Annotated in this window: 13 protein-coding genes; 7 read left to right on the forward strand and 6 right to left on the reverse strand. The window is 68.6% G+C overall.

Features of this window, described 5'->3' with window-relative positions; all coding sequences use genetic code 11:
• A complete protein-coding gene (locus ASD72_RS19750; protein ID WP_056881697.1) occupies nt 1-1236 on the reverse strand; it encodes a parallel beta-helix domain-containing protein in 1236 nt (411 codons plus the stop codon).
• 119 nt (nt 1237-1355) lie between these two features.
• Here ASD72_RS19750 and ASD72_RS19755 point away from each other — a divergent pair, with 119 nt between their 5' ends.
• Nucleotides 1356-2399 carry an AraC family transcriptional regulator gene (locus tag ASD72_RS19755; RefSeq protein WP_200948942.1) on the forward strand — a complete coding sequence of 348 codons (1044 nt, stop codon included), beginning with the start codon at nt 1356-1358 and terminating at the stop codon, nt 2397-2399.
• Nucleotides 2400-2405: 6 nt separating this feature from the next.
• Here the strand turns inward: ASD72_RS19755 and ASD72_RS19760 are convergent, their stop codons facing one another.
• From ASD72_RS19760 to ASD72_RS19780, 5 genes are all read right to left on the reverse strand, one after another.
• Nucleotides 2406-2789: a RidA family protein gene (locus ASD72_RS19760; protein ID WP_056881698.1), complete on the reverse strand. Its 384-nt coding sequence runs from the start codon at nt 2787-2789 to the stop codon at nt 2406-2408.
• Nucleotides 2790-2832: 43 nt separating this feature from the next.
• Entirely contained in the window at nt 2833-5004 is a 2172-nt protein-coding gene (locus tag ASD72_RS19765; RefSeq protein WP_056881699.1) for a bifunctional (p)ppGpp synthetase/guanosine-3',5'-bis(diphosphate) 3'-pyrophosphohydrolase, read from the reverse strand.
• A gap of 127 nt (nt 5005-5131) precedes the next feature.
• Nucleotides 5132-5431: a DNA-directed RNA polymerase subunit omega gene (gene rpoZ, locus ASD72_RS19770; RefSeq protein WP_056881700.1), complete on the reverse strand. Its 300-nt coding sequence runs from the start codon at nt 5429-5431 to the stop codon at nt 5132-5134.
• A 271-nt stretch (nt 5432-5702) separates the two neighbouring features.
• Nucleotides 5703-6320: a guanylate kinase gene (gene gmk / locus ASD72_RS19775; protein ID WP_056881701.1), complete on the reverse strand. Its 618-nt coding sequence runs from the start codon at nt 6318-6320 to the stop codon at nt 5703-5705.
• Nucleotides 6317-7177, reverse strand: coding sequence for a YicC/YloC family endoribonuclease (locus tag ASD72_RS19780; protein WP_056881809.1), 861 nt, complete (start codon nt 7175-7177; stop codon nt 6317-6319). Before ASD72_RS19780 ends, gmk begins: the two co-directional genes overlap by 4 nt.
• Before the next feature lie 111 nt (nt 7178-7288).
• On the opposite strand from ASD72_RS19780, the gene rph reads away from it, so the two are divergent.
• From rph to ASD72_RS19810, 6 genes are all read left to right on the forward strand, one after another.
• Complete coding sequence (rph, locus tag ASD72_RS19785) at nt 7289-8014, forward strand: ribonuclease PH (RefSeq protein ID WP_056881702.1); 726 nt, start codon at nt 7289-7291, stop codon at nt 8012-8014.
• A gap of 4 nt (nt 8015-8018) precedes the next feature.
• Nucleotides 8019-8408: a VOC family protein gene (locus ASD72_RS19790; RefSeq protein WP_056881703.1), complete on the forward strand. Its 390-nt coding sequence runs from the start codon at nt 8019-8021 to the stop codon at nt 8406-8408.
• Nucleotides 8409-8412: 4 nt separating this feature from the next.
• On the forward strand, nt 8413-9006 hold the full coding sequence (gene rdgB, locus ASD72_RS19795; RefSeq protein ID WP_056881704.1) for an RdgB/HAM1 family non-canonical purine NTP pyrophosphatase: 594 nt from the start codon (nt 8413-8415) through the stop codon (nt 9004-9006).
• On the forward strand, nt 9003-10163 hold the full coding sequence (gene hemW, locus ASD72_RS19800) for a radical SAM family heme chaperone HemW (protein ID WP_155944783.1): 1161 nt from the start codon (nt 9003-9005) through the stop codon (nt 10161-10163). The genes rdgB and hemW overlap by 4 nt, the downstream gene beginning before the upstream one ends.
• Nucleotides 10164-10251: 88 nt before the next feature.
• Nucleotides 10252-12789, forward strand: coding sequence for a DUF1631 domain-containing protein (locus ASD72_RS19805; protein ID WP_056881706.1), 2538 nt, complete (start codon nt 10252-10254; stop codon nt 12787-12789).
• Nucleotides 12786-13133 (forward strand): PilZ domain-containing protein, encoded by a 348-nt coding sequence (locus ASD72_RS19810; RefSeq protein WP_056881707.1) that lies wholly within the window; start codon nt 12786-12788, stop codon nt 13131-13133. The genes ASD72_RS19805 and ASD72_RS19810 overlap by 4 nt, the downstream gene beginning before the upstream one ends.
• The last annotated feature ends 39 nt before the right edge of the window (nt 13134-13172 follow it).

The following is a 13172-nucleotide window of genomic DNA, read 5'->3' on the forward strand; positions in this document are numbered from 1 at the left end:
TTACCCGCGCTTGAGATCGACGGCGGGCAACCGGGGCAGCTCGCAGTCGTGGGTCTTCGCATCCTTGCTGGGGTTCTTGTAGCCACCCGGGCCGTCGGCGTTGACCACGCCGCTGACGTCGCGCAGGCAGATCTGCGGACCCGCCGTCTTCCCATCCACCTTGCGGTCCTTGTTGAAGTAGCCATCCCACAACACGTCGGGGAAGCTGCCGCCCAGGCCGTAGGTCGCCACCTTCAGGGCCTTCAGGTCGAAGCCGTCGGGCGAATCGCCGCCGCCGGAGAGCGTGTTGCCATGGATGTAGATGCGTTCCGGGTACGGATCGAAGTTCGGCGACGCGCTGCTGTCCTTGTAGCCGGTCGAGTACACGCTGGACACGATGATGTTGGCGGTCGCGTTGTCGCGGATCTCGTTGCCGAAGACCTCGATGTCGTCGTTCGAATTGATGACGATGCCCGACCCCGCCGGCACGCTGGCCACGGGCGTGCCCTTCGCGCCGAAGTTCTCGTGGTTGTTGGCGATCACTTTGTTGTTGTAGACCCGGATGTTGCCGCCCTGCTGCGACAGCCCGGGCATGTTGAACACCAGGATGCCGCCGGTGTTGCCGGTGGCCACGTTCTCGTAGACATCGGCGTTGATGGTGTTCTCCACCTCGATGCCGGCGACGTTCTGCTCGGCGCGGCTGCGCCGCACGATGACGCCGTCGGACTGGCCCACGTAGATGCCGGCATCCGATGCGCCGATGGACACGGTGTCCTCGATCAGCACGTTCTTGGTCAGCACCGGATAGATGCCATAGGCGCCGTTCTTCGTGCTCGGGCCGCCGGTCCACTGCACCTTCACCCCGCGCACGGTGATGTTGGACGACTCGCTGATCTTCAGGCCGTCGCCCTTCGAGTCCTCGATGGTGAGGTGTTCGATGGTGAAGTCGTCGCCGTTGACGAGCAGGCCCTCGGCGCCGGCCTTCTGGCCCTTGAAGCTCAACACGCTCTTGTCCATGCCGGCCCCGCGGATGGTCACCCCGTTCGCGCGCAGGGTCAGGCTGCGGTCGAACTGGTGCCGTCCGGCCGGGATCTCGATGACGTCGCCCGGCTTGGCGTCCAGCAGGCGCTCCTGCAGGGTGGTGGCGAAGGCCGCGTCGGCGGCGGCCACGACGGCCGTCTCGGGCGCCTTCGGCTGGCAACCCGCCGCCAACAGCGCCAGCGCGCCGGCCACCGCCAAGGAAATGTTGCGCTGCATGAGTCTCCCCTCCCATACGCCTGCGTAGTGGGGGCCAGTCTCGTGTGCCATGACGCCCCACGCGGAGGGCAGGAGCGGCATACTAAGGGGGGGAAAGCGGACAAGCTGGAGGGGCTGCGATGCGCTGGAAAACCGGACTCGGCAACCGCCTCTCGGTCGCCAACCTGCCTACCAACATGCTGTGCGGCCTGGTGCTGCTGGCTGGCGAATTCGGCGTGAATGCCGAAAGCTGGTTCTCCGGCATGCGCCTGAACGTGCAGGAGATCCACGACCCGCAGGCCCGCGTGTCGTACCGCCAGGCCAGCGAGATCATCCGCCGCGCCTTGCCCACGCTGCCGATCGATGGCGTCGGCCTGGCCATGGGCGAGAAGCAGAACGGCGGCAACTTCGGCCTCCTCGGTTTGGCGATGAAGACCGCGCCGACGTTCGGCGATGCCGTGCAGATCGGCCTGGAGTACCAGCGCAACCTTGGCCCGCTGATGGACCTGGATCTGCAGGACCGCGATGACGGCGCGCTCGCCGTGGTCGCCAGCGCGCCGGAGGAAGCGGCCGACCTGCTGCCGTTCCTGTGCGAAGAAATGTTCGCCAGCACACTGATGCTGGCGCGCGAACTGGCCGGCCCCGAATTCCGCCCACTCCGCCTCGAGCTTGGCTATCCCGCCCCGCGTTATGCAGCGCGCTATGCCGATCTGTTCGGCTGCGAGATCCGCTTCGACCAGATGCAGCACGCGATGGTGGTGGATCGCCGCTGGCTGGAACTGCCCTTCGCCAGCTACAACCCGGTCACCTCGCGGCAGGCGCTGGCGCTGTGCCAGGCGCAACTCGCGGCGATGTCGCTGCGCGGCGAAACCACCGCGGCGGTCGAGCGGCAACTGCGACCGCGACTGCGCGAGAACCCGCAGATGACGGATGTCGCCGCCGCCCTGCACCTCAGCGAGCGCACGCTGCGCCGTCAGTTGGCCGAGGAAAGCACGAGCTTCAGCGCGGTGCACGACCGCGTGCGTACCGAGCGCGCGCTCGAACTGCTGCAGGATCCCGACCTGACCATCGCGGTGGTCGGCAGCCAGATCGGTTTCACCGACGTGCGCGAATTCCGTCGCGCCTTCAAGCGATGGACGGGCCATACGCCGAGCGAGGCCCGGTTGCCGGGCCCGGTCGGCTAGACGATCTCAGTCGAGCACCATCACCGCATCGACTTCGAACGCGGCGCCCTTCGGCAGGCCGGATACCTCGATGGTCGAACGCGCGGGATACGGCGCGGCGAAATATTCCTGCATCACGGCGTTGACCGCGGCGAACTGCGACAGGTCGGTCAGGTACAACCCGAGGCGAACGATGCGGTCCAGCGAACCGTCCGCGGCTTCGGCGACCGCCTTGAGGTTGTCGAACGCGCGGCGCGCCTGCGTCGCGATGTCGCCGTCCACCAGGTTGCCGGTGGCGGGGTCCAGCGGGATCTGCCCCGAGAAATATACCGTGCCGCCAGCGCGCACGGCCTGCGAATAGGGGCCGATGGCCGCCGGTGCGCGGTCGGTGTGGATGATCTGCTTGGACATCGTCGGCTCCTGTCGGCGTGAGCCGGCATTGTAAGCGGAGCGGTTACTGCCGGCGCACGCCGTGCACGACGTTCAGGCGCCGCAAGCGGCGCATCACTTCGGCCAGGTGGTTGCGGTCGCGCACCTGGATGGAGAAACGCAGCACGGCCATGTTGATGTCGCGCTCCAGGTATTCCACGCGCTCGATGTTCGACTGGCTCTTGGCCACGGCCGCGGCGACCTGCGCGAGCACGCCCGGGCGGTTTTCGACATCGATGAGCAGGGCCGCGTCGTAGTCGCCGGTGACGTTGGCATCCCAGGCGATCGGCACCCAGCGCTCAGGCGATTTGCGGAACTCGGCGACATTGGGACAGTCCAGCCGGTGCACCACGATGCCCTTGCCGGCGGTGTGGTAGCCCATGATCTCGTCGCCCGGGATGGGCTGGCAGCACTGCGCGAAGCTGACCACGCCGCGCTCGCCGCCGGTGATCAGGATCTTCTCCTGCGAATGCTTGGAGTGGCCGCCAGCGCGCAATTCGGCGAACGCGGTCAGCGCCTGCGCCGCCTGCGACGGCATCCAGTTGCCCAACGCCACGTCAGCCAGGAACGCTTCCAGGCGCGGATACTTGTGTTCGGCGAGGAAGGCTTCGAGGCGCTGCTGCGGCAGGCGCTCGAGCGAGCTGTCGAGATCTTCCAGCGCGCGGTCGAGCATGCGATGGCCGAGTTGCACGGCATCCTCGTGCTCCAGCTGCTTCAACTGGTGGCGGATCGCGGTGCGCGCCTTGCTGGTCACCACGAACTCGAGCCACTGCGGCTTCGGCGCGGCCGACTTGGCGGTGATGATCTCCACGCTCTGGCCGCTGCTCAGCCGGGTGCGCAGCGGCACCAGCTTCTTGTCCACGCGCGAGGCCACGGCCTGGTTGCCGACGTCGGTGTGCACGGCATACGCGAAATCCAGCGCGGTCGCGTTGCGCGGCAGCGAGAGGATCTTGCCCTTCGGCGTGAACAGGTAGACCTCGTCCGGGAAGAGGTCGACCTTGACGTTTTCCAGGAACTCCAGCGACGAACCCGCGGCGCGCTGGTTGTCGATCAGTTCGACGATCCAGGCGTGCGCCCGGTTCTGCGCGCTGTTGGGCGAATCCGTGCCGTACTTGTAGGTCCAGTGCGCCGCGATGCCGCGCTCGGCGATCAGGTCCATCTCGGTGGTGCGTATCTGCACTTCGATCGGCGAACCGTAGGGGCCGAACAGCACCGTGTGCAGCGACTGGTAGCCATTGGCTTTCGGGATCGCGATGAAATCGCGGAAGCGCCCATCCAGCGGCTTGTACTGCGCATGCACCGCGCCGAGCGAGTGGTAGCACGACGGCACGGAATCGACGACGACGCGGAAGCCGAACACGTCCATCACCCTGTCGAAGCTCTTTCCCTCGCCGCGCATCTTGTTGTAGATGCTCCACGGCGTCTTGACCCGGCTGACCAGGCGGTGCTCGATGCCCTCCTTCGCCAACCGCTGCGAGAGATGCGCTTCGATCTGCGCCATCGACTCGCGGCGCATCACCGGCTGGCTGCGGATGTGTTTCTCGATCACCGCATGGCGCCACGGGTGCAGCGCGCGGAAACCGAGGTCCTGCAATTCGGACTTCACCAGGTTCATGCCCAGCCGCTGGGCGATCGGCGCGTAGATCTCCAGCGTCTCGCGGGCGATGCGCGACCGCGCCTCGGCGCTCTGCGCGCCCAGCGTGCGCATGTTGTGCAGGCGGTCGGCCAGCTTGATCATGATCACGCGCAGGTCGCGCGACATGGCCAGCAGCATCTTGCGGAAACTCTCGGCGGCGGCTTCCTGGCGGTCGCGGAATTTCAGCTTGTCCAGCTTGGTTACGCCGTCCACCAGCTCGGCCACGTTCTCGCCGAACTCGCCGGCGATCTCCTCGCGCGTGAGCGGCGTGTCCTCGATGGTGTCGTGCAGGATCGCCGCGATCAGCGTCTCGGCATCCATGCCCAGCTCGGCCAGCACGCCCGCCACGGCCACCGGGTGGGTGATGTAAGGCTCGCCCGATTTGCGGGTCTGCCCCGCGTGCGCGGCGGCGCCGACTTCCCACGCCCTGCGCAGCAGCGGCAGCTGGTCTTTCGGCAGGTAGGCCGCGATCTTCTCGAACTGCGCCACGTAGTCCGGCGTCCCGTCGTCGTGCGACGGCGCGGGCGTACGAAGTGCCTTGACGGTGCGGCCTGAACTCATGCCGCCAGCCTATGCCAGTCGGGTCGGAACGGCAACGCGCGGAAGCGGGTCCTGAAACGCGCAAGGCCCGCTTTCGCGGGCCTTGGGTCATCGTCCGTTTCGATCGAAACGTCAGACGGCGTCGATCTCAGTCGTCGCCCTTGGACAGGTCGTCGTCGGCGACCACTTCCGCGGCGGCCCATTCCAGCGCTTCGCGCTCGGCGCGCTCGCGCTCGGCCTTCTCGACGCGGTCGATCAGCTCATTGTCGATCTTGCGCGCCGCGATCTCGCGCAGCGCCAGCACGGTGGGCTTGTCCTGCGCTTCGGTGTTGTCGATCTGGGCATCGACGCCGTTGGCGAGCTGGCGCGCGCGCTTGGCGGCCATGGTGACCAGGTCGAAACGGTTGTTGACGACTTCCAGGCAATCTTCGACGGTGATGCGGGCCATGCGGGCTCCCGGCGACCGGTCGGGCCGCGCAGTGAATACGGAAAGGGGCGGCGATTGTAGGCAGCCGGCCCCGGCAATGCAAGCCTTTCCTTGAAAATCAAACAGTTAACCCGCATTCCACTATAGAACTGGCTTCAGCCCCGACCATGGAACCGGAACAACGGCAGGCTGTTTCACCCGCCAGGTGCGTGACGGCGCTCGCCTCCAGGAGGCAAACAACAACCGTGGCCGTGCGGTCGGGCCTGAAGGCCCCCCCTGCAGTGACCCCGGTTTATTCGGCCAGCAGCGCGGCGATCAGGCCGGCGTGGCGAACGTCCTGGGCCTCCCGGCGAAGCCGGCTGGCGGTGAAGATCGCATGCATCTGGCCCACGGCTTCGTCGAATACGTCGTTCACGATCACGTAGTCGAACTCGCCGTAGTGCGACATCTCCTCGCGGGCCGCCGCCAGACGCCGCTGGATGACCTCCTCGCTGTCCTGCCCGCGCGCGCGCATGCGCTGCTCCAGCGCCTGTCGCGAGGGCGGCAGGATGAACACGCTGACCGCGTCCGGCACCTTCTCGCGCACCTGGCGCGCGCCCTGCCAGTCGATTTCCAGCAGCACGTCCTTGCCCGCCGCCAACTGGGGCTCGACCGACTGGCGGGCGGTGCCCTTCCAGTCGCCGTGCACGCGGGCGTATTCGAAGAAGTCGCCGGCACGGATCATCGACTCGAACTCGTCCGCGCGGATGAAGTGGTAGTGCTGCGCGTGGCGTTCGCCCGGCCGCGCACCGCGCGAGGTGAACGAGATGGACAGCGCGATCTCGTCGTCGCGGTCGAGCACCGCGTTGACGATGCTGCTCTTGCCCGCCCCGGAGGGCGCCGCGACGATGTAGAGGGTTCCGCGCTTCATTCGATGTTCTGCGCCTGTTCGCGAATCTGGTCGATCAGCACCTTCAGCTCCACCGCGATGTTGGTGGTGCGGATGTCCACGGACTTGGAGCCTAGCGTATTGGCCTCGCGGTTGAATTCCTGCAACAGGAAGTCCAGCCGGCGGCCCACCGGTTCCTTCTGGGTGAACACGCGCCGGATCTCCTTCACGTGGCTGTCGAGGCGGTCGAGTTCCTCGTCCACGTCCAGCTTCTGCAGCCACAGCACCAGTTCCTGCTCCAGCCGGCCTGGCTCCATGTTCTGGGCCACGTCGGCCATGCGTGCTTCCAGCTTCTGCCGCTGGCCCGCGCGGATCTGCGGGATCAGCGTGCGTACCTCGCCCGCCAGCGCGGCGATGCCGTCCACGCGCTCGAGGATCGCCGCCACCAGCTTGCCGCCCTCGCGTTCGCGCGCGGCGACGAACTGGTCCAGCACGCCGTCCAGCAGCACCAGCGCCTCGGCCTGCAGGGCCTCCATGTCCACGCCCTTGCTCTGCAGCACGCCGGGGAACTGCAGCAGGTCGGTCAGTTCGGTGCGCAGGTTGGGCAGGCGCGAGGACAGGTCCTGCGCGAGTTCGGACAGCTGCCCCACCACGCGCGGATTGAGCTGCAGCGCGCCGTTGCCCTCGGGCGCGCGCAGGCGCAGGGTGAGGTCCAGCTTGCCGCGGGAGACGCGCGCGGAGACGCGTTCGCGCAGCGCGGGCTCCAGCACGCGCAGTTCGTCGGGCAGGCGCACGCCCAGTTCGAGGAAGCGGTGGTTGACCGCACGCAGTTCGGCCGTGAGCGTGCCGCCCTCGGTGGCGCGTTCGGCGGTGGCGAACGCGGTCATGCTGCGGATCATGCGGGAGCCCATCGGGTCAATGAGCGGCGCATCTTAGCAGCCTGCGCGCCGGGGCCCCGGCCGGGCCGTGGCGGACTGGTAAACTTCGCCCCCCTCATCGCGGATGCCTCCATGTCCTTCTCCCGCCCCAGCGGCCGCCAGCCCGACCAGATGCGCGACGTCAGCATCCTGCGCAACTACACCCGGCATGCGGAAGGGTCCGTGCTGGTCAGCTTCGGCCACACCCGCGTGCTGTGCACCGCCAGCGTGGACAACAAGGTGCCGGGCTTCCTGCGCGGCAAGGGCGAAGGTTGGGTCACCGCCGAGTACGGCATGCTGCCGCGCTCCACCCATACCCGCAGCGACCGCGAAGCGGCGCGCGGCAAGCAGGGCGGCCGCACGCTCGAGATCCAGCGCCTGATCGGCCGCACGCTGCGCGCCTGCGTGGACCGCGGCGCGCTGGGCGAACGCACCATCACCCTGGACTGCGACGTGCTGCAGGCCGACGGCGGCACCCGCACGGCGGCCATCACCGGTGCCTACGTGGCGCTGGTGGATGCGGTGAACTGGCTGAAGTCGCGCAACGAGATCAAGCGCGATGCGATCCACGGCGCGGTCGCGGCCGTGTCGGTGGGCATCTATCGTGGCGTGCCGGTGCTCGACCTCGATTACCCCGAGGACAGCGACTGCGATACCGACATGAACCTGGTGATGAACGATGGCGGCGGTTTCATCGAGCTGCAGGGCACGGCGGAAGGCCATGCCTTCCGTCGCGATGAACTGGATGCGCTGCTCGCCCTTGGCGAAAAGGGCATCGGCGAGTTGTTCGCCGCGCAGCGGGCGGCGCTGGAAGGCTGACGCCATGTCGCGCCTGAGCCTGGTTACCCTGCTGGTGGACGACTACGACCGCGCCATCGCGCACTATCGCGATGCGCTCGGCTTCGAGGTCCGCGAAGACACCGACCTCGGCGGCGGCAAGCGCTGGGTGCGCGTCGCACCGCCTGGCGACGGCACCACCGACCTGCTGCTGGCCGTGGCCAGCACCGACGAACAGCGGGCGCGCATCGGCGACCAGACCGGCGGGCGCGTGGGCTTCTTCCTGCAGACCGACGACTTCTGGCGCGACCACGCGCGGATGTCGGCGGCCGGTGTGGCGTTCCTGGAAACGCCGCGCGAGGAGAGCTACGCCACCGTCGCCGTGTTCCGCGATGCCTACGGCAATCGCTGGGACCTGCTGCAACCGAAGGGCTGATCGCATGAAACTCGTCCTCGCCTCGTCCAATGCCGGCAAGCTGGAAGAACTCCGCGGCCTGCTCGCCGACACCGGCATCGAACTGGTCGCCCAGTCCGACCTGGGCGTCGAGGACGCCGACGAGACCGGCACCACCTTCGTCGAGAACGCCCTGATCAAGGCCCGCCACGCCAGCCTGCAGACCGGCCTGCCGGCGCTGGCCGACGATTCCGGCATCTGCGTGGATGCGCTCAACGGCGCGCCCGGCCTCTATTCGGCGCGCTATGCCGGCAGCCATGGCGACGCGCAGCGCAATATCGACAAGTTGCTGGACACGCTGCACGACGTCCCCGGCGAGCAGCGCGGCGCACACTTCTACTGCGTGCTGGTGTTGTTGCGGCATGCGCACGACCCGCAGCCGCTGATCGTCGAGGGTGAATGGCGCGGCCGCATCCTGCACGAGCGTCGCGGCACCGGTGGGCACGGCTACGACCCGGTGTTCTTCGACCCGCAGCGTGGCCAGTCCGCCGCGGAAATGCCGCTGGGCGAGAAGAACCGCATCAGCCATCGCGGCAAGGCGTTGGCCGGGTTGAAGCAACGCCTGCTCGACCTTCCCTGATCATGCTGATCCCGCCGCCCCTCGCGCTCTACGTGCACATGCCGTGGTGCGTGCGCAAATGTCCGTACTGCGATTTCAACTCGCACCAGGGCAAGGGCGAGTTGCCGTTCGATGCGTACATCGACGCCCTGCTCCGCGACCTCGACCACGACCTGCCGCTGGTCTGGGGCCGCACCGTGCACAGCGTGTTCTTCGGCGGTGGCACGCCCAGCCTGTTCCCGCCGGAGGCGATCGATCGCTTCCTGCAGGGCGCGAGCAGCCGGCTGCGCTTCGCGCCCGGGCTGGAAGTGACGCTGGAGACCAATCCCGGTACCGCCGAGCATGGTCGCTTCGAGAACTACCGCGCCGCAGGCGTGAACCGCATCAGCTTCGGCATCCAGAGTTTCGATGATGCGAGCCTGCAGAAACTCGGCCGCATCCACGACAGCCGCGAAGCCGAGCATGCGGTGAAGCTGGCGCAGGACGCCGGCCTGGACAACCTCAACCTCGACCTGATGTACGCCCTGCCCGGCCAGACGCTGGCGATGGCCGAGCACGACCTGCAGCGCGCGTTCGCCCTGCAGCCCGCCCATGTCTCGCACTACCAGCTCACGCTGGAACCGAACACGGTCTTCTTCGCCCGGCCACCGCAGGGCCTCCCCGACGACGACCACGCCTGGGACATGCAGGAGCACTGCCAGGCGCTGCTGGCCGATGCCGGTTACCAGCACTACGAGGTCAGCGCCTACGCCCGGCCGGGGCGGCGCTGCGCACATAACCTCAATTACTGGCGTTACGGCGATTACGTCGGGGTCGGGGCCGGCGCGCACGGCAAGATCACCGTGGGTGCGACGCAGCAGATCCTGCGCCGCTGGAAGGTCAAGCACCCCACCGCTTACCTCGCCGCCGCAGGCATGCCGGCGGCCATCGGCGGGGACGATGACATCACCCCGGAGCGCCGGCCGTTCGAGTTCATGCTCAACGCGCTGCGCCTGCAGGAAGGCTTCGCCCTGGCCGATTTCGAGGCCACCACCGGCCTGGCTCGCGGCATCATCGCCGGGCCGTTGGCACACGCGTTGCAGCAGGGCTGGGTGACCTTGTCCGATACCCATGTCCACCCGACGGCGCTTGGCCGCCGTTTCACCAATGATGTGATCGAACTCTTCCTCGACGCGTGACGGCAGCGCCCGGGCCGGGGCGATGGATGGATGCGCGGGCTGCACGGGGTGTGATAATGATGGCGCCACAGGGGAGCCCGCCGCACCGATGACCGCGCCACGACCGCCTTCGCCCGCTGCCGCGCCGACCACGATTGCGTCGGCCGCGCTGCCCCTGCGCGTGCGCCGCGTGCTGCAGAACCTGTTCGACCACGTATCCACGGATTTCATCACCGCGCTCAACGCGATGCTGGTGGAATTCGAGCAGCAGCTGTTCAAGCAGGCCGACCAGGCCCGCAGCAATCACCTCCAGGCGCAGGTGTTCGTCGACCTGCGCGCACTGCAGAAGCACCGCACCGAGCTGGCGCCGCACTACATGTTCGGCCTGGAAGCCGAACTGGCCGCCATCCGCGCGCCGCGCGCCAGCGGCGACACCCCGTCCGTCGCACGCCTGGACTACCAGACGCTGACGCTGGTCGAGGACGCCGTGATGGACCAGGAGATCGTGCTGCGCGAGGTCGCGCGCCGGCACGAGCAGCGCGGCAACGCGCAGATCCTGATGCTGGGCCAGCGCTTCGGCGTGCTCGCCGGCCAGCCCGCCTACGAGGCGGAAACGCTGCCGCTGGGCCCGAACCGCCTCTGCCATGTGCTGAAGGAAGCGGCGGCATGCCTGGATCTGTCACTGGACGCGCAACTCGTGCTGTACCGCACCTTCGACCAGAAGGTGATGCTGAACTACAGCGAGTGGGCCAACACGGTGAACCAGTTCCTGTCGCGCGAAGGCATCCTGCCCGGGCTGGTGTACACGCCACGGCGCGTGCGCGTGCAGGACGCCATCCGCCGGCACCCGCGCGATGAAGGCGACGGTGCGGCACGCCCGATGACCGGCTGGAACGGCCAGGGCACCACATCGCACTGGGCCACGCTGACACCCGAACAACTGCAGGCGGTCGCCGGCGCCATGCTGGGCAGCAGCCTGCCCGGCACAGGGGGCGGCAGCACGCCGCCACCGGTGCCGCCACGCGAAGCCGCGACGCCCGCGGGCGATACGGCAACCGCACCCGACAACAGCGCGGGCTCGTTCGAAGTCCTGCAGAAACTGCTGGCCATCCGTCGCGGCGGACTGCAGGCCGATGCGCAGGCACTGGCGGGCACCGCCTCCGGCGGCCTCGGCGCACTGGCCCAGGGAGGAGGAGGCGGCGCGACCGGCCCGGCCTCGGGGGGACCGGGCGGTGGCGGTAGCGGTAGCGGTGGCAGTGGAGGTTCGGCCGGCCATGGTGCGGCAGGCGGCGCGCACGCGGGCGGCCATGCCGCCGCGGCACCGCGCCTGTTGCCCACGCCCGATGTGCTGACCGCATTGCAGGCCATGCAGGCGGCACCGCTGCCGGCTCGCACGCCCGACCAGCCGCGCCGAACGGTGCAGGACCTGCAGCAGACCATGCTCGCCGCCGCACGCGCGCAGCACGGTCCCCATGCCGCACTCGCAAGCGCGGATTCGGACACCTTCGAACTGCTGGACCTGCTCTACAACGAGATCGAGCGCGAGGTGCAGCACGACGCGCCCGCCGCCGACATGCTGGTCCGGCTGCAGGTGCCGGTGGTGCAGGCAGCGCTGCGCGACCGCAACTTCTTCCTGCGCGCACAGCATCCCGCCCGCGACCTGCTCAACACCGTGGCGGAATCCGGTGCGACCTGGCTGGGCGAAGACGACGTGGACCCGCACCTGGTGCAGAAGCTGCACAAGGCCGTCGAGACCGTGGTGGAGACGTACGAAGGCGACGAAACCGTCTTCGAGGACGCCCAGCGCGATGTGCAGCAGCACCTGCAGGCGGCCGTGCGCAAGGCCGAACTGGCCGAGCGCCGGCAAGTCGAGGCCGCACGCGGCAAGGACCGCCTGGAGATCGCCAAGCAGCGCGCCGCCGAGACGATCGAATCGGCGATGGCCGAGGCCAAGCCGCAGAAGTTCGTGCAGGCGCTGCTCAGCCAGGCCTGGGCCGACGTGCTCACGCTCACCCAGTTGCGCAACGGCGAGTCGTCCGGCGAGTGGGCCGATCAGCTGCAGACCACGCTGGAAATCGTCGCCGCCACCACCACCACCGCGCAAGGCGCCAATCCCGATTTGGCCGGCAAGGTGGAGAAGTCGCTGGTGCAGGTGGGTTACCACGAGGACGAAGCGGCCGCGATCGCGCGCCGGCTCTCCAGCGTGGAGGAGGACGAGACCACGTCCCGCACCGAACTGACCGCACGACTGAAGGCGCGCGCGCGCCTGGGTGGGCAGAACGAAGTCAAGAAGAAGCCCGCGCAGCCGCGCACGCCGCAGGAGCAGGAGTGCTACGACTACCTGCGCACGCTGCCGTTCGGCACCTGGTTCGAGTTCACCCGCAACCAGCAGGGCGACGTGCAGCGGCAGCGCCTGTCCTGGTTCAGCCCGGTCACCGGCAACGCCTTGTTCGTCAACCAGCGCGGCCAGCGCGTGGGCGAGCATTCGCTGGACACGCTGGCGCACCTGATGGCCAAGGGCCAGGCGCAGGTGGTCACCGAGGACCGCGGCCGCCTGATCGACCGCGCATGGAACGCCACGCTCAACGCGCTGCGCAGCCTGACCGGCCGCCGCAGCGACGCCGAACCCGCAGGAGACGCCGCATGATGCGCGAGTTCCGCCGCGCCCGCCGGCGCAGCGTGCCCAAGCCCGTGGCCGTGTTCGACCTGATGACCGAGCAGGTCATCGGCCGGCTCGGCAACCTGTCCGAATCGGGCATGCTGCTGGTGGCGACCGAACCGGTCATCGAAGACGCGCTGTACCAGTTGCGCTTCCACCTGCGCGACGACCGCGGCCAGGACGTGCCGATCGATGTCGGCGCGCACCTGCTGTGGTCCGCGCCGGCCAACACGCCCGGCCAGGCGTTTGCCGGCCTGCGCTTCCTGACCATCGACCGCGAGCCACTGGAGCGCCTGCGCCAGTGGGTCAACGCCGGGCCCGAAGCCGAGTAGGAACCCCACCGCGGCCCGCATGGGCCGGATGCGGCAAAA

It is taken from the genome of Pseudoxanthomonas sp. Root630 (assembly GCF_001427585.1).
GTDB lineage: Bacteria > Pseudomonadota > Gammaproteobacteria > Xanthomonadales > Xanthomonadaceae > Pseudoxanthomonas_A.